Below are 20,180 nucleotides of genomic sequence, written 5' to 3'. Positions count from 1 at the left end.
CCGACAGCGACTTTTTTGCGATTCGGGGAGGTGAGCGGTCGCCCGCACGCCGGGCGGCGAGCCCGCGACTGACTACTGAGAGCCGGACTCGCCCCGTTCGTACGCGATTCCCGTCACGAAACCGAACCCGGCCAGCCCCCACCCCAGAACCGTCGCGGCGAGCGTCGGGCCGGCGTCGACGCCCTGCAAGAGCGCCGTGGTCCCGAACGTGAGGACGCCGGCGAACGCGCCGCTCGTCCAGTTGGGCGCGTCGGTGCGGCGGAGCCGGTCGGGAAATCGGAGCGCGATGGCGGTTCCGACGGCGTACACCTGTGCGATGGCGACGAGCAGTATCGGGACGCGAGAGGTTGGCGCGGCGGCCGCGACCGCCGCGGGCACGGCGAGACCGACCGCGACCCCGACGGCGTACCGAACGGTGCGGTTCACGACCGACGATTTCGGCGACAGTTCAAAAAAGGTGGCACCCGGCTCCCCACGGTGACGACAGGTATTTCAGTTTCGGTGTGTCATTTTAAAACATCCATGGCCGCGTTTCCGCACATGGACACATCACAATCACGCCCCTCACACGGGCAGTTCATCACTCATGGACGATACAGCAAAATACGTCATTCACGCGGACATCACCGCCGACGGGGTGGTAGAGCGGAGTGACGTCGTCGGCGCGGTCTTCGGGCAGACCGAAGGCCTGCTCGGCGACGACCTCGATCTCCGCGACCTCCAGCAGTCGTCGAAACTCGGTCGCATCGACGTCAGCGTCGACAGCCAGAACGGACAGTCGTTCGGAACCGTCACCATCGCGTCGAGTCTCGACAAGGTAGAGACCTCTATCCTCGCGGCGGCGCTCGAAACGATCAGCCGCGTCGGTCCGTGTCGCGCGAGCGTCTCGGTCTCCAAGATCGAGGACGTGCGGGCCGCCAAGCGCCGGAAGGTCGTCGACCGCGCCAAGGAGTTGCTCGCCGACTCGTTCGACGAGGACGTGATGTCCTCCAGAGAGATCATGGAGGAGGTCCGCCAGAGCGTCCGCGTCGAGGACATCGCCGAGTACGAGGGCCTGCCCGCGGGACCGCGGGTCGAGGACAGCGACGCCATCGTCGTGGTCGAGGGCCGGTCGGACGTGCTGAACCTCCTGCGGTACGGCGTCAAAAACGCCGTCGCCGTCGAGGGCACCAACGTCCCCGACGCCGTCGCCGACCTCACGCAGGGTCGGACCGTCACCGCGTTCCTCGACGGCGACCGCGGGGGCGACCTCATCCGGAAAGAGCTCTCGCAGGTCGGGGACATCGACTACGTGGCGTTCGCGCCCGGCGGCAAGTCCGTCGAGGACCTCGAACGCCACGAGGTCATGTCCGCGCTCCGGAGCAAGCGCCCGTTCGAGAAGTCGATGGTCGGCGAGGACGACGAGCGCTCCGACGACGGGGACGCGACACCGAACGGCGCGGACGCGAGCGTCGACTCGGACGCGAGCGAGCCCGGGACCGCGGCGACCGACGGGAGCGCCCGGCCCGCGCCCGCACCCGACGGCGACGCCGGCCCCGAGGAGCCGGCTTCGGCCGACGCCGAACCGGTCTCGCCCGGCGCCGAACCCGACCCGGACGCGACCGACGCGTCCAACGCGGAGTCGACCCGTGAGGGCGACGACGCCGACGCCCCGACCGACGCCGAGCCAGCGCCGGCGACCCTCGAGGGCCACGTCGAGGACGTCGTCGACGCCGAGACCGGGACGGCCCGACTGCTGGGCGAGTCCTACGAGACGCTCGGCGAGGTGGCGGCCGAAAACGCCTTCGAGGCGGTTCGGGACGCCGACGAGACGCCGTACGCCGTCGTGCTCGACGGGACGCTCGAACAGCGACTCCTCGACGTGGCGGCCCAGCGCGGCGTCGGGCAACTCGTCGCCGCCGACCTCGGGGAGTTCGTCAAGCAGCCGGCCGGCGTCCGGATCCGGACCGCAGACCAGTTCTAGAGCCGTCGGCCGAGCACTCGGGCGTCGCTACCGTCGGCGTAGAAGGCCGGGTCGCGACCGACTTCCTCGAACCCCATCGACTCGTAGAGGGCGCTCCCGGCGTCGTTCTCCGGGTGGACCGCGAGGCGGACTCGCGAACAGCCGGCCGCCCGGAGCGCGTCGAAGGCGCCGGCGAGCAATCGCCGCGCTCGGCCCTCCCGCCTGCGGGCCGGCGCGACGACCAGCTCCGCGACGTAGCCGGCCTCTCCGTCGTGGAACGCGACGAGGTAGCCGGCGGGCTCGCCGTCGGCGACCGACACGAGGGTGATCGGCGGACCGTCGATCGCGTAGCTCAACAGCGGCGGGTTCGGCTCCCGGAGGTGACCCTGAAGTTCGCGGAGCCGGGGTTCGTCGGCGGCGACGGCGGTCCGGATCACGCGACCACGAGCGCCGCCAGCGCCGCGCCGACGATCGCGCCGGTCAGCGTGGCGAGGAAGTTCACGCCCTGATTGCCGAGTCGGTCGCCCTCGACGGTCGCCCCGAGCACGCTGTCCATCGTCATCCCGCCGACTCCGGCGAGGACGATCACGGCGCCGCCGACGAGCCCGATGTCCCCGAACAGCGCGACCGCGAGCGCCGCGACGACCGACGCGCCCGCGAGCCCCGCGAGTTCGCCCTGCCAGGTCACGCCGCCGTCGGTGCCGGGTTCGACCCGCTCGAACGTGGTGATGAGCCGTGGCTCGTCGAACACCCCGCCGATCTCCGAGGAGAGGGTGTCGCTCATCGCCGCGGCCATGCTACCGGTGAACGCGAACAGGAACAGCGAGCCGTCGACCGGGAGCTTCCCGTGGGCCGCATACGCGAGCACCGCCAGGAGCGCGACCGCGGCGTTCCCGAGCACGTTGCCGCTCCCGCGGGCGCCCTCGTTGTCCTCGGCGACGCCGCGGGCCTGCTTGTCCTCGTACCGGAACTTCGTCGAGAGGCTCCCGATGCCGAAGAACGCGATGAGCACCGCGAACCACGCGTACCCGCCGAGCACGACGGTGAGCACCGCCAGTAGCATGCCCGTCAGCATCCCCGGGATCGAGGCGGCGTCGAGCGCCCACGAGACGTAGCCAAAGAGCGCGGTCACCGCAACCGCGATCGCGACGTTCTCGACGGTCACCGCGACCGCGAGATCCGCGAACAGCCAGAGCAGGAACGCCACCGACAGCAACACCAGCGGGTCGTCGCGGGCGAACAGCACCGACCGGAGGAGCGCGGCCGCGAGCGCGCCGCTGGCCGCCAGAAACACCACTTTCGGCAGGGCGCCCGCGATCCCGGGTCCGTCGATTTCGAGCACCAGAGCCTGTCCGACCGCGGCCGCGAGCAGGCCGCCGAGCACGAACGCGCCGGTGCGCTGAAGCTCGTCGGCGCCGTACTCCCGGGCCGCCTGCTGGGCGAGGTTGCCGAATCCGACCACGAGGAGGCTGGCGACGAACGCCCGCGTCGGGAGTCCGAGCAGCGACGACAGCAGAGCCAGCCCCGTCGCGGCGAAGGCGAATCCCGCCAGCCCGTCGAGCCGACCCACCTGTCTGTCGGCGGGCCGGGCGAACAGCTCGAACACCGGGCCGTCGGTGATCGAGAGGGCCGCCACCGCGACGAGACCGAACGCGATGGCGGTCGCCGGACCGACGGCGAGGGCCCCAAGCGACAGCGTCGAGACCGCGGCGTACGCCGCCGCGCGACGAACTCTCGTGGTCACGTTGCTTCCCCGTTTCCGCCGACGCCTACTTAATCCTCCCGAAGCGCCGGCTCTGCTCCCCGGCGCCGTCTGACGGACGGCGGACGGACGACCCGCCGAGAGCCCCGTCGCGGTCCGTGACGTTTAGGGCGCTCCCCGATCAACTCCCACTCAGTGGGGCTGTACGACCGGTATCTGGCCGCCCGCCTGCGTCGCCACGAGGCGACCCCGCCCAGCCACGTCGCCGTCGTCATCACCGAGCGCGACCTGCTCGAACAGGGCGCCTACCGGACGCTGGAGGAGTTTTTCGAGTGGGCCTTCGAGTACGACGCCGACCGGGTAACCGTGTACGTCAGCGTCCTCGACGAGGGCGCGGTCCCGACGCTCGAACGCGAACTCGAACGCGTGAGCGCGCCCCGCCCGCTGGCGGTCCGCAGTCCCGAGGACGTCCAGCGGGCCGACGCGCCGATCCAGGTATCGGTCGGACTCGGCGGCAAACACGAGTTCGCGGGCGCGGTCGCCCGGATCGCCGAGGACGTCGAGGCGGGCGAACTCGCCCCCGAGGAGATCGACGAGACCGACGTCGAGCAACACCTCGTGTTCCCCGAAAACCCCGATCTGGTTATCAAGACCGGCGCCGAGCGCCTCTCGGACTTCATGATCTGGCAGTCGGTCTACTCGGAGCTTTACTTCACCGACGTGAACTGGCGGGACTTCCGGAAGCGCGACTACCTCCGCGCGCTACTCGACTACGAGAACCGCCAGCGGCGGTTCGGCCGGTAGGCCGAACGGCGTCGCGAGCGAAGCACGGCGACGGAAGTTCGGACGCTGAGCCGGGCGGGGCCCTCTGACCTCAATCGGCCGACGAGCTCTCGCCCTCCGCGTCGAGTTCGTCGACGGTCGTCCCCTCCGGGAGCGTGTCCCGGAACCGGTCGATGACCTCGCGGGCCTCCCGGAGTTCGACGCCGCCGACCGCCCGCACGAGCGCGGCCGCGCGCTTGACTTTGGTCCGGCGCCAGGACTCCTCGCGGGACTCGTAGGTCCGGATTCCCCGGAGGAAGTCCACCTTCGAGAACTCCGGCCAGTAGGGCGTACAGAAAAACACCGCGGCCTCGTTGCCGTTGGCGTGCCACGGCAGGAAGTTCGACGTGCGCTCGTCGCCCCCGGTCCGGATGATGAGATCGACGTCCCGGAGCGGGTCGTCGTAGAGCCTGTTGTCGATCTCGCCGACGTCGATATCGTCGGGGTCGAGGTCGCCGTCCTCGACCGCGCGGGCCACGTCGCGGGCGGCCCCCAGTAGCTCGTTTCGACCGCCGTACGCCAGCGCGACGTTGAGCGTGAACCGGTCGTAGTCGTCGGTCCGGCGCTCGGCGTACCGGATCGCCTCTCGGACGCTCTCGGGCAACATCGTCTCGTCGCCGATGGCCCGGATCCGGACCTCGCCGTCGTGGACCCGGTCGTCGTCGGCGAACTGGTAGAGCTTCCGTTCGAGCAGGTCGAAGAGGGCCTCGCGCTCGTGGTCGGGTCGGTCGAAGTTCTCGGTCGAGAACGCGTACAGCGTCAGCTCCTCGACGCCGAGGTCCCGGCACCAATCGAGCATCCGCTCGGTCGTCTGGGCGCCCGCGCGATGGCCGTCGGGGGCCTCGCCGCCGTTCCGGTCGGCGTACCGGCGGTTGCCGTCCTGAATGACCGCGACGTGTGTCGGCCCGCCGGAAATTTCGCGTTTGAGGAGACGCTCGTAGGCGGCCCGCGCTCGGCGCTGTACCCACGGTAACATCGCTTTGTCGAGCAGACGCCGCCGAGAGCAATTAGTTTTGTGACCTGTGGCGCGCTAAGAGAGTCACTCACATCCGGGTCAGCTCCGCCCGTTTGCATAGCTTTTTAAGGATGGAACGAGTTGGTACGACTGCAATGGCGAAAGGTACGGTCGACTTCTTCAACGACACTGGCGGTTACGGTTTCATCGACACTGAGGACGCGGACGAGGACGTTTTCTTCCACATGGAAGACGTCGGCGGCCCGGACCTCGAGGAAGGACAGGAAGTCGAGTTCGACATCGAACAGGCAGACAAAGGGCCGCGGGCGACGAACCTCACGCGTCTGTAACGGTTCCGCCCGTAGCTGTATTTTCTTGGCGCCGACCGCGTAGCGACGGGTGTCCTCCGAATCGTAGGGCGTTTAACGCCCGGAGCGCGTTGGTCGAGACATGACCGAGACGCTCGACGAGGACCTGTATCGCCGGACGAAACAGCTGCTCGAACCCGGCGAGATCCGGCTCAACGGCGCGATCGTCCACACCGACCTCGACGGGAGCGACGACATCGAGATGCACCAGCTCACCGTCGACGTGGGCGAGGTCATCGCCGAGCACGCCGGCTACGAACCCAAGGACACGTTCGTCTACTCGGGCACCGACGACACCGACTTCGCGTCGAATCAACACCAGGGGCTCACCCTCGACGACGAGGAGTTCGTCTGGGAGTGCCAACAGCTCCTGCGGGAGGGCACCTTCGACGTGGTGTTTTACTACGAGGCCGACGCCGATCAGGCGGCGATCCTCGACGACGTCCGCGAGCTCGGGTTCGACGTGACCGGCGTCGAGGGCGAGTGACCGCGACACGGCGTGGCACGAACTGTCGCGTTTGGAAGGCTTTACGTAGCGGCGGTTCAAACCCCCGAACAAGACGAGTGCGGTGAGTTCATTCAGACAATCATGACTCTCGGAACATCTACTGCCGGCGTCGTCTCGGGGGGTCGGTTCCCGTGACCGCAGCGACCGGCGTCGTCTCGGGGCTTCGGGTGACTCACGAGAACGCGAGCCTCGACGACGTCGAAGCGGCCTGTCACGCGGACACCGAAGCGGTCGTCGAGCGACTGGTCGCCATCCCGCGCGTCGAGGAGGCGTTCGCGCTCCAGACGTGCAACCGCTTCGAGGCGTACGTCGTCACAGACGAGAAGTCGACGGGCCGAGCGGTGCTCGGCGACTTCGCGCCCGACGCGGCGGGCCACGCCGCCGTCGAGATGGGCCACGAGGAGAGCCTGCGCCACCTGCTCCGGGTCGCGGCCGGGCTCGAATCGCTGGTACTCGGCGAAGACCAGATCCTCGGACAGGTCCGGGACGCCTACCAGACCGCCGTCGAGGCCGACGCGATGGGGCCGATGCTCGACGACGCGGTCACCAAGGCGATCCACGTCGGCGAGCGCGCCCGCACCGAGACCGCGATCAACGAGGGCGCGGTGTCGGTCGGGAGCGCGGCGGTCGAACTGCTCGGCGAGCGCCGGGACCTCGGCGACGCCGCCGGACTGGTCGTCGGCGCGGGCGAGATGGGCGCCATCGCAGCCCACGCACTCGCGGACGCCCCCGTCGAGACGCTGTACGTGGTCAACCGCTCGCCCGAGCGGGCGGTCAAGCTCGCGACCGAGACCGACCACGACGACGCTCGCGGACTCGGGCTCGACGCGCTCGACGCCGCGCTCTCGGCCGCCGACGTGGTGGTCTCGGCCACCGGAAGTCAGGGCCACGTCCTCGACGCCGCCGACCTCGCCGACACCGGCGCGCTGGTCGTGGACATCGCCCAGCCCCGGGACGTCTCGCCGGCCGCGGACGCGCTCGACGGCGTCACCGTCTACGACATGTCCGCCCTCGAATCGGTCACCGGCGAGACCGAGCGCCGCCGTCGGGCGGCCGCCGAGTCTGTCGAGGCGATGATCGACCGGGAGTTCGAGCACCTGCTGGAAGGGTACAAGCGCAAGCGCGCCGACGAGGTCATCGCCACGATGTACGAGAGCGCCGAACGCATCAAAGAGCGGGAGATCTCGCAGGCGATCTCCCAGCTCGAAGCCGACGGCGACCTGACCGACGACCAGCGCGAGGTCGTCGACGCGATGGCCGACTCGCTGGTCTCCCAGCTGCTCGCGCCCCCGACCAAGAGCCTGCGCGACGCCGCCGCCGAGGACGACTGGGCGACGATCAACACCGCGCTCCAACTGTTCAACCCCGAGTTCGGCGACGACGAGCGACCGGCGGATCACGCCGACGAACTCCCCGACGAGGCCGCCCCGGGCATGCCCGACCACGTTCGCCAGCGGATCGCCGGCGACGACGACTAACCGCGACCTTTTGTTCGGTCGGCGCATAAACGCGCTTCCCTTGCAAACGCTCGATCAAAAACACTGCCTCACCCCCTTCGGGGGTTCCTTGGTCCGCTCGCTCCCTCCGGTCGCTCGCGGTCCAACTGCTTGTGGGTCCGGTGGGTTGTCGAGCGTTCGCGGATCCTCGATGGACCGTCGAGCGTTCGTGGATGCCCGCTGCTCAGTGAAACTCGGGGGCCGCCACGGACCTTTATTTACGAGCGCGACGAATTCGACGGTATGAGTGACCTGCTATCCGACGAGGAGATCAGCGAGAAGGCGCCCGAAGGCTGGGAGCGCGAGGGCGAGGAGATCGTCCGAACGTTCGAGTTCGACGACTACCTAGAGGGCGTGGCGTTCGCCTCGGAGGTCGGCGAACTCGCCGAAGAGGAGTTTCACCACCCCGAGATGCGGATCGGGTACAAGGAGGTCGAGGTGCGGTTCACCAACCACGAGGCCGGCGGCATCACCGACGCCGACGTCGAGATGGCCGAGTTGGTGAACGACGTGCGCTGATGGACGCCCGCTACGTCTTCGCGGTGCGGTTCCGGCTCGATCCCGCGGCCGAGGGCGTGAGCGTCGACCCCGGCGAGTTCGAGACCCGCCTCGCCCGGGCGGCCGACCCGCCGGGCGAGGAGGGGTGGCTGTTTTTCCGGGACAACCTCTGGCGCGGCGAGGTCAACGACGACGAGCACTTCCGGCGGCTCACCGAGGAGGCGCTGGGCGTGGACGTCCGGTCGGTGGAGTACCGCGCGTTCGAGACCGACGAGGAGTACTTCGAGGCGCTGAAAGACGCGATCCGGACGGAGCTGGCGACGTTCAACGCCGACTCGGTCCCGGCGGTGCTCACGAAGTACCTCGGGAGCTCTGTCGAACTCCGATAGGGCAGAATACTTATCTTTCCGCCGTCCCTACGAGTGGTCCCATGGTCGCCCGCGAGTACGACTTCTGGCTGCTCGACCTCGACGGCACGCTCATCGACATCGACTGGTCGTACCCCCGGTCGGTGTTCGACGAGGTCGGCGACCGGCTGGGCCGGGAGTTCACCGACCGGGAGGCAGAGCTCCTGTGGCACGGGCTCGGCGGGAGCCGCGACGACCAGCTCCGGGCGTGGGGAATCGACCCCGAGCGGTTCTGGGACGCGTTCCACGGCGTCGAGGACCCACAGCGGCGGGCCGAGAAGACCTACCTCTACGACGACGCCCGGTTCGTGGCTGAGCTCGACTGTCCGGTCGGGCTGGTGACCCACTGCCAGCCGTTCCTGACCGGGCCGGTGCTCGACGAACTCGACATCCGCGACTGGTTCGACACCGTGGTCTGCTGTGACGCCGACCTCGGCTGGAAGCCCGACCCCGGCCCCGTCGAGCACGCGATGGCCGACCTCGGCGTCGGAGCGACCGACCGGCGGGGGGTCTTCGCCGGCGACGGCGCCAACGACGTGGGCGCGGCGTGGAACGCCGGCCTCGACGCGGTCCACGTCGAGCGCCACGGCCACGACCGGCGCCGCCAGTGCGTGCTCGGCGACTACCGGATCGAGAGCTTCGACGAGCTACTGGCCGAACCCCGGTAGCTCGTCGAGGATCGCGGCCAGTCGCTCGTCGAGGGCGGTCGCGAGCGCCTCGACGCCCGGCTTCTCGGCGCGGTCGGGGTTGGCAAACAGCCGGACGCGCTCGGTGCCGACCGACACGAACCCGAGCCCCAGCTTCTCGGCCGTCGCCCGGAGCCCGAGCCCCGCGTCGGCGTCGCCGGCCGCGACCTTCCGTGCGGGACTCTCGTGGGCCCGGGCCGCGAGTTCGAAGCCGTCGATCGCCTCGACCAGCTCGTGGCGGGTCGTCGCCCGCTCGTCGGCGAGGTCGGCGAGCGCGTCGGCGAGGTTGGTCCGGAGCCCCGAGTCCGTCCCGCGGTTGACGAACCGCAGTTCGCGGTCGACGAGGTCCCCGAGTCCCGCGATACCCTCGGGATTACCGGCCGAGACGACCAGTCCCCACTCGCGGTCGTAGGCGCCGAGCGGCTCGGGGTCGCCCGCGGGCGATCCCGCGGTCGTCGCGACGACGTCGGGCACGCCGTCCCGGAACCGACGCAGACCCTCCCGGGAGCCGACCGCGAGGTATCGCGGCCGGTCGAGCGCGTCGAGCAATCGGGCGAGCGCGGGATCGTCCTCGCCGACGCCGAGGACCGACGGCGGGCGCACGTCCGGCGAGAACAACTCGACTTCGACCGACTCGCCGGCGCCGACGTAGGCGGTGTCGGCGTCGACCTCGACCACGCCGTCGGCCTCGACGAGGCTGGTGGTCGCGCCGCTGCCCTTGTCGACGGTGTAGGCCAGCAGGTCGCGGTCGCCGCCGGCGGCGCCGGTCGCGTCGCCCTCCTCGCCGACCGCCTCGGGCGCCTCGACGAGTCCCACGGGGAGCATCCGGGTCCGCCCCTCGCCGTAGCGCTCCTCGGCCGCCATCCGCGCGGTGACGGTGGCGGTCGCGGGCTCGGGCAGTCCCGCGGCCTCCCGGATCGCGGGCGCGACGAAGGTGCGGAAGATCGTGAGCGCCGAGACGGGGTAGCCCGGCAGGCCCACGTACGCGGAGCCGCCCGACGGTTCGGCGGGGTCGTCGGCCGACTCGTCGGGGCGGCCGTCGAGCCGGCCGACCAGCATCGGCTTGCCGGGCTTGACAGCCACGCCGTGCAACAGGAGTTCGCCCCGTTCTTCGATGACCTGATAGATGACGTCGACCGCGCTCGCGCTGGTCGAGCCAGACGACAGCACGAGATCGCACTCGGCGGCCGCCTTCCGGAGGAGCCGCTCCATCTCGTCGTAGTCGTCGCCCGCGTGGGGGTAGAGCACCGGGTCGCCGCCGGCTTCGGCGACCGCCGCCGCGATCGTGTAGCTGTTGACGTCGTAGATCTGGCCCGCCGCGCTGTCGAGGTCCTCGCCGGGTCGGACGAGTTCGTCGCCGGTCGAGACGATGCCGACGACCGGCTCGCCCCGAACCGGGACCGACTCGACGCCGAGCGCCGACAACAGGCCGATCTCGCGGGCCGTGAGCCGCGTCCCGGGGCCCAGCGCGCGCTCGCCGGCGGCCACGTCCGCGCCCGCCAACATCACATGGTCGCCCGGCGCGACCGCGGTTCGGATCTCGACGCCGGCCTCGGTCTCGGTGGTGCGCTCGACCATCACCACCGCGTCCGCGCCGGGCGGCATCACCGCGCCGGTCGATATCTCTGCGGCTTCGCCTTCCGCGACCTCGACGTCGGGCTCTACGCCAGCGTGGACGGTGCCGACGAGATCGAGGACGACGGGGTCGGCCTCGTCGGCGCCGAAGGTGTCCCGGCCCCCGACCGCGTAGCCGTCCATCGCGGCCCGATCGAACCCCGGCACGTCGAGGCCGGCGTCGACGCGCTCGGCGAGGACCCGACCACGGGCCTCGTCGAGCGGGACGCGTTCGGCGTCGGGCGCGAGGTCGAGGCCGTCGATCGCGTCGCGGGCTTGCGCGGGGGTCGAGAGGTCCCGGAACTCCTTTCGATCGGTCATCGCGTCTCACCCCCCGTGGTCGCGCCGCGGGTCGTCGGTCCCGTCACGCCGACCACTCCCAGTCCTGAACCGCGACGGTCTCGCCCGCCGGAATCCCCTCCCGGCCTTCGGGCACGACGACCCAGCCGTCCGCGAGCGCGACGCTCGACAGCACGCCCGACCCGGAGGCTCTGGTCGGGGTCGCCACTCGCTTGTCGCCGTCGGCCTCGACCTCGACCCGCGCGAACGTCCGGATTCCGGGCTCGCTCCGGATCTTGCGGTCGAGTCGGGCCTCGGTGGTCGGGAACGGCTCGTCGGGGAGCCCGCCCACGTACTTCAGCAGGGGCCGAAGGAACTGGACGGCGTTGACGATGCACGCCACCGGGTAGCCCGGGAGCATCACGATCGGCGTCCCCTCGATCACGCCCGCCGCGACCGGGTGGCCGGGCTTCAGCGCGACCCCGTGGAAGACGATCTCGCCGAGGTCCGCGACCACCTCCGGGAGCAGGTCGCGTTCGCCGACCGAGGAGCCGCCGGTCGTGACGACCACGTCCTCGGTCAGGTCCCGCTGGATCGCGACCCGGAGCGCCTCGGCGTCGTCGGTCACCACGTCGCGGTAGGTCGCCGACCCGCCCCACCGCTCGACGTACCGCGAGACCGTCAGGCCGTTGGTCTCGATCACCTCGCCGGGGTCGGGGTCGGACTGGACCAACTCCTCGCCCGTCGGGACGACCGCGACCGAGGGGCGCTCGCGGACCGCGACCGACTCGATCCCGACCGACTTCAACAGCCCGAGGTCGGAGGGCCGGAGCCGGTGGCCGGCGTCGTAGAGGTGCTGGCCGGCGGCGACGTCCTCGCCGACGGGCGCGACGTTCTCGCCCTCGGCGACGGCGTCGAAGACCTCCACGTCGCGGGTGACTTCGGCGCTCGCGCCGTCCGAGGCGCCGGGCGCCTCGCGCTCGTCGGTCTGCTCGATCATCACCACGCCGTCGGCGCCGTCGGGGAGTTCGCTACCCGTGTGGACGCGGACGGCCCCGTCCGGCGGGACCGTCTCGACCTCGCCGGCCTCGCCGACGCGCCGGAGCACCTCCGGCGACCGGTCGCTCGCCCCGAACGTGTCGGCCGCCCGGACCGCGTAGCCGTCCATCGCGGCCCGGGGGTAGTGGGGCACGTCGCGGGCGGCCTCGACCGACTCGGCGAGCGCCCGGCCGTCCGCCGACGAGAGGCCGACGGTCGCGGTTCGGTCGTGGGGCTCGACCGCGTCGAGGAGGCGCTCGCGGGCCGCGGCGAGCCGCGTCTTGTCCTTGAACCCGGACCGCTTGCGGTCCGGCTGGTCGTCGCTCATGCCTGAAAATCTACCGCCCGCGGCCAAAAGCGTGTGGGACGGCGAGCCGGGACGGTACCCCACCCTTTTTCGCCCCCGCGTCCCAAGTCCCGGGTATGTCAGCGCTTCGTGAGGCGGTGCGCGAGTTGCCCGACGCGGTGTTCGCCGACCTGCTAGAGAGCGACGACGCCTACCTGCTGGTCGTCGACCTCCCGGGCGCCACCGCCGAGACGGTGGAGCTGAGCGTCGATGACGGGCGACTGGAGATCGAGGCCCGCCGGGAGAAAGACGCGCCCATGGAGTTTTCGTACCTCCGCGAGGAGCGATCGCTGTTTCTCGACGCCGACCTCCCACTGCCGCCGGACGCGACGGGTGCGGACGCGTCGGCGACCGTCGACCGGGGCGTGCTGGAGCTTCGCCTGCCGAAGCGCGAGGCCACGCCGAGCCGCGAAATCCCCATCGAAGGTCGCTGAGACGCCGGGGTGATCACACTGGTCAACCTCCGTGCGTACCGACGGTTCTTCGTGGTCGCGTACCACTTCCTCCCGCTGTTGGTGAGCTACGCCCGCGATCGCCGACGCTTCCTGCTGTTCGGTCGGTCGCGTCGCGTCGACAGCCAGACGCGCATCGAGCGAGCCAACACCCTGCTGGAGTCGCTGTTGACGCTCGGGCCGACGTTCATCAAGCTCGGCCAACTCCTCTCGACCCGCCCCGACGTGCTCCCGACCGAGTACGTCGACGTCCTCTCGAAGCTCCAAGACGAGGTCCCGCCGGCGCCGTGGGCCGAGGCCCGGGTCGTGCTCGAAGACGAGGTCGGACCGGTCGAGGAGTACTTCGACGACTTCGACACCGACGCCATCAGCGGCGCGAGCCTCGGGCAGGTGTACACCGCCGAGGTCGACGGGCGAGAGGTCGCGGTCAAGGTGCGGCGCCCGGACATCGAGGAACTGGTGGAGGCCGATCTCCGGGTCATCCGGTGGTCGCTCCCGATCCTCCTGCGGTTCATCGGGCAGGCCCGGGCGTTCTCGCTCGAGAACCTCGCCGACGAGTTCGACCGCACCATCCGCCAGGAGATGAACTACGACCGGGAGGCCCGGATGCTCGCTGAGATCCGGTCGAACTTCGAGGGCGACGACGCCGTGGTGATCCCGGCGGTCCTCGACTCCCACTCGGGGCCGAGGGTCCTGACGATGGAGTACATCGAGGGGACGAAGATAAACGACGTCGCGGAGCTCGACGAACTGGGGATCGACCGCCACCAGCTCGCGGTCAACCTCCAGGAGGCGTACCTCCAGATGATGCTCGAAGACGGCGTGTTCCACGCCGACCCCCACCCGGGGAACCTCGCGGTCCGGCCGGACGGCACCATCGTCTTCTACGACTTCGGGATGTCCGGGCGGGTCGACGAGTTCATCCAGAACAAGATCATCGAGTTCTACGTCGCGGTCGCGAACCAGGACATCGACGGGATCCTCGACGCGCTCATCGAGATGGGGACGCTGAGCCCGGAGGCCGACCGCGCCACGATGGGCAACGTGATGGAGCTGGCCATCGAGGACGCCCGCGGAGAGGACATCGAGACCTACCGGGTCCAGCAGATCGTCGAGCAGGTCGAAGACACCATCTACGAGTTCCCGCTCCGGCTCCCGTCGAACCTCGCGCTGGTCCTCCGGGTCGCGACCGTGGTCGAGGGCGTCTGTGTCACGCTCGACCCCGAGTTCGACTTCATCACGGTCGCGACCGACTACCTCTCCGAGCAGGGCTACCGCGAGGAGTCGATCAAGCGGTACGCCGGCGAGGCGAGCGACCAGCTCCAGCAGTCGGTGCTGTCGTCGGTCCGGGTCCCGCCGAAGCTCGAACGGACGCTCGATCGGATCGACCGCGACGACTTCTACGTCCGGGCGGACATCGAGGACGGCAACGACGTCTTCGCGTTGCTCGCAAAGCGGCTCGTCTACGGGATGATGGTGGCCGCGGGCGCGTTCTCGACCGCGTTCCTCTACGCCACCACCGAGGTGGAGGCCGCGGCCGTCGCGGCGGTGCTGTCGCTCGGGGTCGCGTTCGCGCTCTTCCGGACGTTCCGCAAGCGCAAGGGGACCCGGGTCACCCCGCAGTTCACCCGCCACGAGATGCGCCAGCGACGCGGCGGCGACTGAGGTTTAGGATAGCCAAAAATATTTTCCGTTTATCAGAAATCTTTTCACCGGGCGGCGACTCGGTTCGACCATGGGACTCGTCGAGAACCTCGTGCTCGTGTTCGTCGCCGGGCTGATGACCGCGCTCGCGACCGGTCTCGGCGCGCTCCCGTTCTTCGTGGTCGACGACTTCAGCGACCGCTGGAACGTCGCGCTCTGGGGCGTCGCCTCGGGCATCATGGTCTCTGCGTCGCTGTTCGGCCTCGTCAACGAGGGGCTGGCGTACTCGGAGGGACTGCCCACGCTGATGGTCGCCGGCCTGCTCGTCGGGGTGGTGCTCGTCGAGGTCTCCGACTGGCTGCTCGACCGGATCGACGTGAGCGGTCGGACCGACGACCACCCCGAGGAGACAGACGAGTCGAACGCGGGCGTCGACCCGGAGCACGCACACGACGAGCACGCGCTGGAGGTCGAAGCGTTCGCCGAGGGCGACCTCAAGAAGCTCGTGCTCATCCTCGGCATCCTGACCGTCCACAGCTTCCCCGAGGGGGTCGCGGTCGGGGTGTCGTTCGCAGAACTGGGACTGGAGGGCGGCGTGGGAGTGCTCGGCTTCTCGGTCCCGGTGCTCGCGGTGTTTATGACCGTCGCCATCTCCATCCACAACGTCCCGGAGGGGCTGGCGATCTCCATTCCGATGCGAGCGATGGGGCTCTCGAACTGGCGGATGGTCGGGGCGGCGGTCTTCTCCAGTCTCCCCCAGCCGATCGGCGCGGTGATCGCGTTCGCGTTCGTCCGGTGGGCCCAAGAGTTTCTCCCGTTCGGCTTCGGGTTCGCGGCCGGCGCGATGGTGTATCTGGTCGTCACCGAGTTCGTGCCCGAGGCGCTCGAAACCGGCGCGGACCTGCCGGGCGAGGGCCGACGCGAACTCCTCGTCGGCGCGCTCGCGGGCGCCGCGGCGATGGTGCCCCTACTGGCGGTGTGATCCCGGCGGTCGGACGTCGGACAGCGAGCCCTCGCGAAGCGACGAGGCGGTGCGGGTCGACTCGACCGGAGGCCGACCCGCGAGACGCCGGACGCGATAGCGTTCTGGCTCACGCCCGGCCAAGCGGAGACGACTGGCGTCGAGACTACCCCTTCCCGTAGCTTTACGCTCTCGGCCGCCAATCTACCGGTATGAACGTCGCCGAATTCGGGCTCGAACGGTGGTTCGACAAGTACGAACACGACGCCGACATCATGCTCGCCGAGAGCGGCATCCGGAGCCTCGACGCGAGCCGGTTCGACCTCGATCCCGGAACGCTCGGGTACGTCATCCCGACGAACGGCGATCCGGAGTTCCGAGCGGAAGTCGGCGAGCGCTACGACCGGAGCGCCGAGGAGGTCGCGTTCACCTGCGGCACGCAGGAGGCCAACTTCCTCGCGTTCACGTCGCTGATGGACGAGGACAGCCACGCGGTCGTCGTCACGCCGACCTATCAGGCGCTCCACGCCGTCCCCGAGGCGGTCGGATCGGTGACGCGAGTCTCGCTCGAACCCCCAGAGTGGGAACTCGACGTCGACGCGGTCGCCGACGCGATCCGCCCGGAGACCGAGATCGTGGTCCTCAACAACCCGAACAACCCGACCGGACGGTACCACTCCCAAGAGAAGGTCGAAGCGATCTACGACCTCGCGGCGGACGCCGACGCCTACCTGCTGTGCGACGAGGTGTACCGACTGCTCGCGGCGGAGCCGCTCCCGCCGGTCGCGTCGCTGGGCGAGCACGGGATCAGCACGACGAGCCTGACGAAGGCCTACGGGCTCGCCGGCCTCCGGTTCGGATGGATCGCCGGGCCCGAGGACGTGATCGAGGGCGCGCTCCAGTGGAAAGACTACACCACGATCTCGCCGGGCATCGTGGGCCAGCACGTCGCTCGGCAGGCGCTCGGTGCGGACGAAGACGAGATCCTGACCGAGAACCGAGAACTCGCGGCCGACCACCGCGACCGGGTCCGGGCGTTCGTCGAGGACCACGGCCTCTCGTGGCACGACCCCGTCGGCGTCAACGGCTTCGTCTCGGTTCCAGACGGGTTCGACGACAGCGAGGCGTTCTGTCGGACGGTCGTCGAGGAGGAGAGCGTCGTGCTCGCGCCCGGGTCGATGTTCGGGTACGACGACTACTTCCGGATCGGGTTCGGCCTGCCGACCGACGAACTGGAGGAGGGGCTGGCGCGGGTCGGCGACTGCATCGAGCGCCACCGCGCCTGAACCGCGGGCCGAGCGCGCGGGCCCCGGCGACCCGACCGCACCCCGGGTCAGATGGCCGGATCGGGCGACCGAAGCCGCCGCAGTCGCCCCGCCCGTCGAAAACATCGGGACGCCACGAGAACGGATCGTAAAACGTCTCGGCGCTTCTAAAACCGTCGTAAAACGTCGTCGACCGCGTCGTAAAACGTCGGAACTCGACGCCTGAGCGCGAAATCACGCGAATCTCCACGAAGGCTCGGCCCCTTATATGACGGTGGCGCTCCACGGGACGAGTAAGAGGTTCCCCACGATGTCCAACGCTCCCTCCACCCTCGACGGCGAACAGTTCCCCGATCTACCGGACGATTCGGCGGTCGATCTGCCGGCGTCGCCGGCCGACGCGCTCGGGTCGATCGCGGCCCCGTTCGAGTTCGTCGGGTTCTGGTCGGCGGTCGCGCTCCCGCTGGCGTACGTCCCGGTGCTCTCGGGCGCGGTCCCGAGCGGTCGGTCGACGCTCGCGGTGCTGGTCGCGGTCCACGCGCTCGCGCTCCTCGCCGGCCACGACTACCGCCGCGACTGATTCTCATTCTCTCGACGCCCTCCCCGAGGTCCCCGACGCGACCCATCCCGGTTCTCTCGACGGCCGTACCGCGCCCCGTGGCACCCGTACGCGCCCGAACCGCATTCCAAACCGTTTATACCCCCGCGAACGCTATCCGGCGGTATGGCAAGAGAGCAGAAGGAAGTGCGGGACCTCCAGGAAGGCAACTACGTGATGATCGAGGACGCGGCGTGCGAGATCAACTCCTACAGCACCGCAAAGCCGGGCAAGCACGGTAGCGCGAAGGCCCGGATCGACGCCGAAGGCGTCTTCGACGGTAAGAAGCGAAGCCTCTCTCAGCCCGTCGACGCGAAGATCTGGGTCCCCATCATCCACCGCAAACAGGGGCAGGTCGTCGCGGTCGAGAGCGACGAGATCGCACAGGTCATGGACCTCGAAACGTACGAGACCATCACCATCAAGACCCCCTCGGACGTCGACCTCTCGCCCGACGACGAGATCGAGTACCTCGAGATGGACGAGCAGCGCAAGATCCTCGAGTAGATGTTCCCCGGCGCGTCCGCCGACCGCGATCGAGCCGACTACGTGGTCGTGGGCGCGCCTCTCGACGTCTCGACCACGTTCCAGCCCGGGACGCGGTTCGGCCCCGATCGGATCCGCAAGTACGCCCGGGCCTTCGACGACTACGACGCCAGAACCGACCGACACTTCTCGGATCTCGCAGTCCACGACCACGGCGACGTCCGCGCGTGGGACGACGCCGCCGAGTATCTGGAGTACCTCGGCGGGGTCGCGACCGACGCGGTCCGAGACGGCGCCGTCCCCGTTCTGCTCGGGGGCGAACACACCGTCTCGGTCGCGGGCGTGCGGGCGGTCGACCCCGACGTCTTCGTCTGTCTCGACGCCCATCTCGACCTCCGCGAGGAGTACGACGGCAACGAGCTCAGCCACGCGACCGCGACCCGCCGCGCGCTCGCGGTCGCCGATGAGGCGGTGATTCTGGGCGCCCGGACCGGGAGCGAAGCCGAGTACGACCGGGCGAGCGAGCCCGACGTGACCGTCGTCGAACCCGAGGCGGTCGCCGACTGGACGCCCGACTTCGAGGGGGAGTCGGTGTATCTCAGCGTCGACATCGACGCGGCCGACCCCGGGTTCGCACCCGGGACCGGGACGACCGAGCCGTTCGGGCTCGCGCCCCGAGAGATGCGCGGGGTGGTGCGGTCGGTCGCGCCGCTGGCCGACGGCTTCGACGTCGTGGAGGTCAACGACCGCGACGACGGGCAGGCCGCGGCGCTGGCGGGCAAGCTCCTCCGGGAGTTCGTCTACGCCAGCGCCGCGAGCCCGGACTAACTGTCGCTTTTCGGCGCGAACTCCACAAGCGTCAGCTCGCGGTCCAGCATGCAGTAGTCGTGGGGCGGATCGCCGAGCTTCTCGGCGATCTGGTACTCCTCGTCGAACGCCGCGCCCACGGGCTCGCAGTACTCGTGGCTCGGACAGTCGGTGTGGGGACAGGGGCCGGCGAGTTCGGCCTTGCTCCCGGCGTAGGCGTTCTTCGAGGGGACGTTTGCCTTCATCCCGACGGGCTCGACTTCGACCGCGGTGACGCCGGCGTCGTGGACGGCACAGTCGAGCGTCTGGGCGCCCTCCCGGACGTCGGTGATCCGATAGCGGACGCCCTCCGAGAGGTTGAGACACTGGCTCCGGTACGGACAGCCCTCGCAGGCCGTCGACTCCCCGCGGTAGACGAACTCCCGGTCGGGCTCGGCGAGGCGAGTCCCGACGAGCGTGATGGACGACATGAGCGTGGGTACGAAGGCCGGGCGGTTAAGGCTCCCGTCCCGTGAGCTCGTCGAGTCGGTCGAGGTACGCCTCGCGAGGCAGTTGGTAGGCGCCGCGGTAGTCGAGCTCGCCGGCGGCGAACGCGGCGGCCAGTTCGCGAGCGGCCGCCCGGGCGTCCGCTCGGGAGTCGTACGTCCGGGCACTCGTGAGTTCCACGTCGGGTTCGAGGAAGAACTGGACGCGCCAGACGTCGGTCGAGCCGACCTCGGCTTCCCCCGGCGGGCGGTTCGGGGCGCCCGCCGCGACGTACAGCGTGGGGAGGCAGGCCGCCGGGAACCGCTCGGCGTCGAACACGTCGGGCCGGTAGGCGAGGATCCGCCGCCCGCCGGGCTCGTCGTTCCAGACGGTCCACCCCTCGGGCAACTCGTCGTCGGTCATGGCGAGTCGTTGGGTGCAAGTCGGTAAGTCGTTGGCGGTCGCCCGGGAGCGGCCCGTACTTAAACGGGAGAATCGCCACGGCTCCGAGCCCGACGGCGCGCGCGAGCGACGCCGACGACACACGCTAGTTCTTCTTTTATCTACTGCTTGAATTAACCCTCTACAGTCTCGTTTAGAGGCAACAGTTATATGTTCTCTCGCCCCATCCATTAAATAGTATCGGTGGTATCGATCCACGCGGTACACGGTAGCACACAATCCCCCTTCACGTTCGCTCGATTCAGTCGCCCTCCGACGCCCGGCCGCCGTGAGAGGGGTGTGGGGATGGCACGCACATGAACTGCCAGCACGGGATCGGCCCGGACTCTCGCGGGACGGCGCGCACGCTCACGACGCCGACTGGAGCGGGCCGTCCATC

The 20,180-nt window shown here is 69.8% G+C and carries 23 protein-coding genes; 15 read left to right on the top strand and 8 right to left on the bottom strand.

All coding sequences use genetic code 11. The annotated features are described in order from the left end of the window. Positions 1-72 precede the first annotated feature (72 nt). Positions 73-426 carry a hypothetical protein gene (locus tag EPY72_RS12810; RefSeq protein WP_134671302.1) on the bottom strand — a complete coding sequence of 118 codons (354 nt, stop codon included), beginning with the start codon at positions 424-426 and terminating at the stop codon, positions 73-75. 160 nt (positions 427-586) lie between these two features. On the opposite strand from EPY72_RS12810, the gene dnaG reads away from it, so the two are divergent. Next, positions 587-1,963, top strand: coding sequence for a DNA primase DnaG (dnaG, locus tag EPY72_RS12805; RefSeq protein ID WP_135806676.1), 1,377 nt, complete (start codon positions 587-589; stop codon positions 1,961-1,963). Here dnaG and EPY72_RS12800 read toward each other — a convergent pair. Together EPY72_RS12800 and EPY72_RS12795 are read right to left on the bottom strand one after the other, a co-directional pair. Beyond that, complete coding sequence (locus tag EPY72_RS12800; protein WP_134671300.1) at positions 1,960-2,379, bottom strand: GNAT family N-acetyltransferase; 420 nt, start codon at positions 2,377-2,379, stop codon at positions 1,960-1,962. The two genes, dnaG and EPY72_RS12800, sit on opposite strands and share 4 nt — an antisense overlap. Further along, entirely contained in the window at positions 2,376-3,686 is a 1,311-nt protein-coding gene (locus EPY72_RS12795; RefSeq protein ID WP_134671299.1) for a DUF92 domain-containing protein, read from the bottom strand. Before EPY72_RS12795 ends, EPY72_RS12800 begins: the two co-directional genes overlap by 4 nt. A 153-nt stretch (positions 3,687-3,839) precedes the next feature. On the opposite strand from EPY72_RS12795, the gene EPY72_RS12790 reads away from it, so the two are divergent. Continuing rightward, positions 3,840-4,448 carry an undecaprenyl diphosphate synthase family protein gene (locus EPY72_RS12790; protein ID WP_134671298.1) on the top strand — a complete coding sequence of 203 codons (609 nt, stop codon included), beginning with the start codon at positions 3,840-3,842 and terminating at the stop codon, positions 4,446-4,448. A 70-nt stretch (positions 4,449-4,518) separates the two neighbouring features. Here the strand turns inward: EPY72_RS12790 and uppS are convergent, their stop codons facing one another. Further along, positions 4,519-5,442 (bottom strand): polyprenyl diphosphate synthase, encoded by a 924-nt coding sequence (gene uppS / locus EPY72_RS12785; protein ID WP_134671297.1) that lies wholly within the window; start codon positions 5,440-5,442, stop codon positions 4,519-4,521. Between the two features lie 134 nt (positions 5,443-5,576). Between uppS and EPY72_RS12780 the strand changes: the two genes are divergently transcribed. The 6 genes from EPY72_RS12780 to EPY72_RS12755 all read left to right on the top strand — a co-directional run bounded on the left by EPY72_RS12780 (position 5,577) and on the right by EPY72_RS12755 (position 9,366). Beyond that, entirely contained in the window at positions 5,577-5,771 is a 195-nt protein-coding gene (locus EPY72_RS12780; protein ID WP_134671296.1) for a cold-shock protein, read from the top strand. A 100-nt stretch (positions 5,772-5,871) separates the two neighbouring features. Next, positions 5,872-6,276, top strand: coding sequence for a DUF5778 family protein (locus EPY72_RS12775; RefSeq protein WP_135806675.1), 405 nt, complete (start codon positions 5,872-5,874; stop codon positions 6,274-6,276). Between the two features lie 152 nt (positions 6,277-6,428). Further along, positions 6,429-7,775 carry a glutamyl-tRNA reductase gene (hemA, locus tag EPY72_RS12770; protein ID WP_135806674.1) on the top strand — a complete coding sequence of 449 codons (1,347 nt, stop codon included), beginning with the start codon at positions 6,429-6,431 and terminating at the stop codon, positions 7,773-7,775. A gap of 261 nt (positions 7,776-8,036) precedes the next feature. Continuing rightward, positions 8,037-8,312 carry a 4a-hydroxytetrahydrobiopterin dehydratase gene (locus EPY72_RS12765; RefSeq protein ID WP_135806673.1) on the top strand — a complete coding sequence of 92 codons (276 nt, stop codon included), beginning with the start codon at positions 8,037-8,039 and terminating at the stop codon, positions 8,310-8,312. Further along, positions 8,312-8,680 carry an LWR-salt protein gene (gene lwrS, locus EPY72_RS12760; RefSeq protein WP_135806672.1) on the top strand — a complete coding sequence of 123 codons (369 nt, stop codon included), beginning with the start codon at positions 8,312-8,314 and terminating at the stop codon, positions 8,678-8,680. Before EPY72_RS12765 ends, lwrS begins: the two co-directional genes overlap by 1 nt. Positions 8,681-8,721: 41 nt before the next feature. Next, complete coding sequence (locus tag EPY72_RS12755; RefSeq protein ID WP_134671291.1) at positions 8,722-9,366, top strand: HAD family hydrolase; 645 nt, start codon at positions 8,722-8,724, stop codon at positions 9,364-9,366. Here EPY72_RS12755 and EPY72_RS12750 read toward each other — a convergent pair. Both EPY72_RS12750 and EPY72_RS12745 read right to left on the bottom strand, forming a co-directional pair. After that, on the bottom strand, positions 9,346-11,319 hold the full coding sequence (locus EPY72_RS12750; RefSeq protein ID WP_135806671.1) for a molybdopterin biosynthesis protein: 1,974 nt from the start codon (positions 11,317-11,319) through the stop codon (positions 9,346-9,348). The two genes, EPY72_RS12755 and EPY72_RS12750, sit on opposite strands and share 21 nt — an antisense overlap. Before the next feature lie 43 nt (positions 11,320-11,362). Continuing rightward, positions 11,363-12,643 (bottom strand): molybdopterin molybdotransferase MoeA, encoded by a 1,281-nt coding sequence (locus tag EPY72_RS12745; RefSeq protein WP_135806670.1) that lies wholly within the window; start codon positions 12,641-12,643, stop codon positions 11,363-11,365. A gap of 95 nt (positions 12,644-12,738) precedes the next feature. Between EPY72_RS12745 and EPY72_RS12740 the strand changes: the two genes are divergently transcribed. The 7 genes from EPY72_RS12740 (at position 12,739) to speB (ending at position 18,895) form a co-directional block, all read left to right on the top strand. Next, a complete protein-coding gene (locus EPY72_RS12740) occupies positions 12,739-13,095 on the top strand; it encodes an Hsp20/alpha crystallin family protein (protein ID WP_134671288.1) in 357 nt (118 codons plus the stop codon). 9 nt (positions 13,096-13,104) lie between these two features. Then, positions 13,105-14,778: an ABC1 kinase family protein gene (locus EPY72_RS12735; protein WP_135806669.1), complete on the top strand. Its 1,674-nt coding sequence runs from the start codon at positions 13,105-13,107 to the stop codon at positions 14,776-14,778. A 70-nt stretch (positions 14,779-14,848) separates the two neighbouring features. Next, positions 14,849-15,739, top strand: a complete 891-nt coding sequence (locus EPY72_RS12730; protein WP_134671286.1) for a ZIP family metal transporter — start codon at positions 14,849-14,851, stop codon at positions 15,737-15,739. A 191-nt stretch (positions 15,740-15,930) separates the two neighbouring features. Next, complete coding sequence (locus EPY72_RS12725) at positions 15,931-17,004, top strand: aminotransferase class I/II-fold pyridoxal phosphate-dependent enzyme (RefSeq protein WP_135806668.1); 1,074 nt, start codon at positions 15,931-15,933, stop codon at positions 17,002-17,004. 289 nt (positions 17,005-17,293) lie between these two features. Beyond that, entirely contained in the window at positions 17,294-17,563 is a 270-nt protein-coding gene (locus tag EPY72_RS12720; RefSeq protein ID WP_210423537.1) for a DUF8028 family protein, read from the top strand. Positions 17,564-17,707: 144 nt separating this feature from the next. Next, positions 17,708-18,088, top strand: a complete 381-nt coding sequence (locus EPY72_RS12715; protein ID WP_134671284.1) for a translation initiation factor IF-5A — start codon at positions 17,708-17,710, stop codon at positions 18,086-18,088. Further along, positions 18,089-18,895 carry an agmatinase gene (gene speB, locus EPY72_RS12710; RefSeq protein WP_134671283.1) on the top strand — a complete coding sequence of 269 codons (807 nt, stop codon included), beginning with the start codon at positions 18,089-18,091 and terminating at the stop codon, positions 18,893-18,895. It abuts the gene before it with no gap. Here speB and EPY72_RS12705 read toward each other — a convergent pair. Together EPY72_RS12705 and EPY72_RS12700 are read right to left on the bottom strand one after the other, a co-directional pair. Beyond that, entirely contained in the window at positions 18,892-19,344 is a 453-nt protein-coding gene (locus tag EPY72_RS12705; RefSeq protein ID WP_134671282.1) for a UPF0179 family protein, read from the bottom strand. The genes speB and EPY72_RS12705 overlap by 4 nt on opposite strands. 25 nt (positions 19,345-19,369) lie before the next feature. Next, positions 19,370-19,762, bottom strand: a complete 393-nt coding sequence (locus EPY72_RS12700) for a DUF5820 family protein (RefSeq protein ID WP_134671281.1) — start codon at positions 19,760-19,762, stop codon at positions 19,370-19,372. Positions 19,763-20,180: the final 418 nt, after the last annotated feature.

Source organism: Halorussus marinus (assembly GCF_004765795.1).
GTDB classification, from domain to species: Archaea; Halobacteriota; Halobacteria; order Halobacteriales; family Haladaptataceae; genus Halorussus; species Halorussus marinus.
This window is presented reverse-complemented; position numbering and strand designations above follow the sequence as displayed.

What these genes read in the sequence shown, in the direction of transcription:
- EPY72_RS12725 (WP_135806668.1), top strand. Translation starts at nt 15,931, where the DNA reads ATGAACGTCGCCGAATTCGGGCTCGAACGGTGGTTCGACAAGTACGAA.
- lwrS (WP_135806672.1), top strand. Translation starts at nt 8,312, where the DNA reads ATGGACGCCCGCTACGTCTTCGCGGTGCGGTTCCGGCTCGATCCCGCG.
- EPY72_RS12780 (WP_134671296.1), top strand. Translation starts at nt 5,577, where the DNA reads ATGGCGAAAGGTACGGTCGACTTCTTCAACGACACTGGCGGTTACGGT.
- EPY72_RS12745 (WP_135806670.1), bottom strand. Translation starts at nt 12,643, where the DNA reads ATGAGCGACGACCAGCCGGACCGCAAGCGGTCCGGGTTCAAGGACAAG.
- EPY72_RS12730 (WP_134671286.1), top strand. Translation starts at nt 14,849, where the DNA reads ATGGGACTCGTCGAGAACCTCGTGCTCGTGTTCGTCGCCGGGCTGATG.
- EPY72_RS12720 (WP_210423537.1), top strand. Translation starts at nt 17,294, where the DNA reads ATGTCCAACGCTCCCTCCACCCTCGACGGCGAACAGTTCCCCGATCTA.
- speB (WP_134671283.1), top strand. Translation starts at nt 18,089, where the DNA reads ATGTTCCCCGGCGCGTCCGCCGACCGCGATCGAGCCGACTACGTGGTC.
- EPY72_RS12705 (WP_134671282.1), bottom strand. Translation starts at nt 19,344, where the DNA reads ATGTCGTCCATCACGCTCGTCGGGACTCGCCTCGCCGAGCCCGACCGG.
- uppS (WP_134671297.1), bottom strand. Translation starts at nt 5,442, where the DNA reads ATGTTACCGTGGGTACAGCGCCGAGCGCGGGCCGCCTACGAGCGTCTC.
- EPY72_RS12775 (WP_135806675.1), top strand. Translation starts at nt 5,872, where the DNA reads ATGACCGAGACGCTCGACGAGGACCTGTATCGCCGGACGAAACAGCTG.
- EPY72_RS12700 (WP_134671281.1), bottom strand. Translation starts at nt 19,762, where the DNA reads ATGACCGACGACGAGTTGCCCGAGGGGTGGACCGTCTGGAACGACGAG.
- EPY72_RS12715 (WP_134671284.1), top strand. Translation starts at nt 17,708, where the DNA reads ATGGCAAGAGAGCAGAAGGAAGTGCGGGACCTCCAGGAAGGCAACTAC.
- EPY72_RS12755 (WP_134671291.1), top strand. Translation starts at nt 8,722, where the DNA reads ATGGTCGCCCGCGAGTACGACTTCTGGCTGCTCGACCTCGACGGCACG.
- EPY72_RS12750 (WP_135806671.1), bottom strand. Translation starts at nt 11,319, where the DNA reads ATGACCGATCGAAAGGAGTTCCGGGACCTCTCGACCCCCGCGCAAGCC.
- EPY72_RS12740 (WP_134671288.1), top strand. Translation starts at nt 12,739, where the DNA reads ATGTCAGCGCTTCGTGAGGCGGTGCGCGAGTTGCCCGACGCGGTGTTC.
- dnaG (WP_135806676.1), top strand. Translation starts at nt 587, where the DNA reads ATGGACGATACAGCAAAATACGTCATTCACGCGGACATCACCGCCGAC.
- EPY72_RS12765 (WP_135806673.1), top strand. Translation starts at nt 8,037, where the DNA reads ATGAGTGACCTGCTATCCGACGAGGAGATCAGCGAGAAGGCGCCCGAA.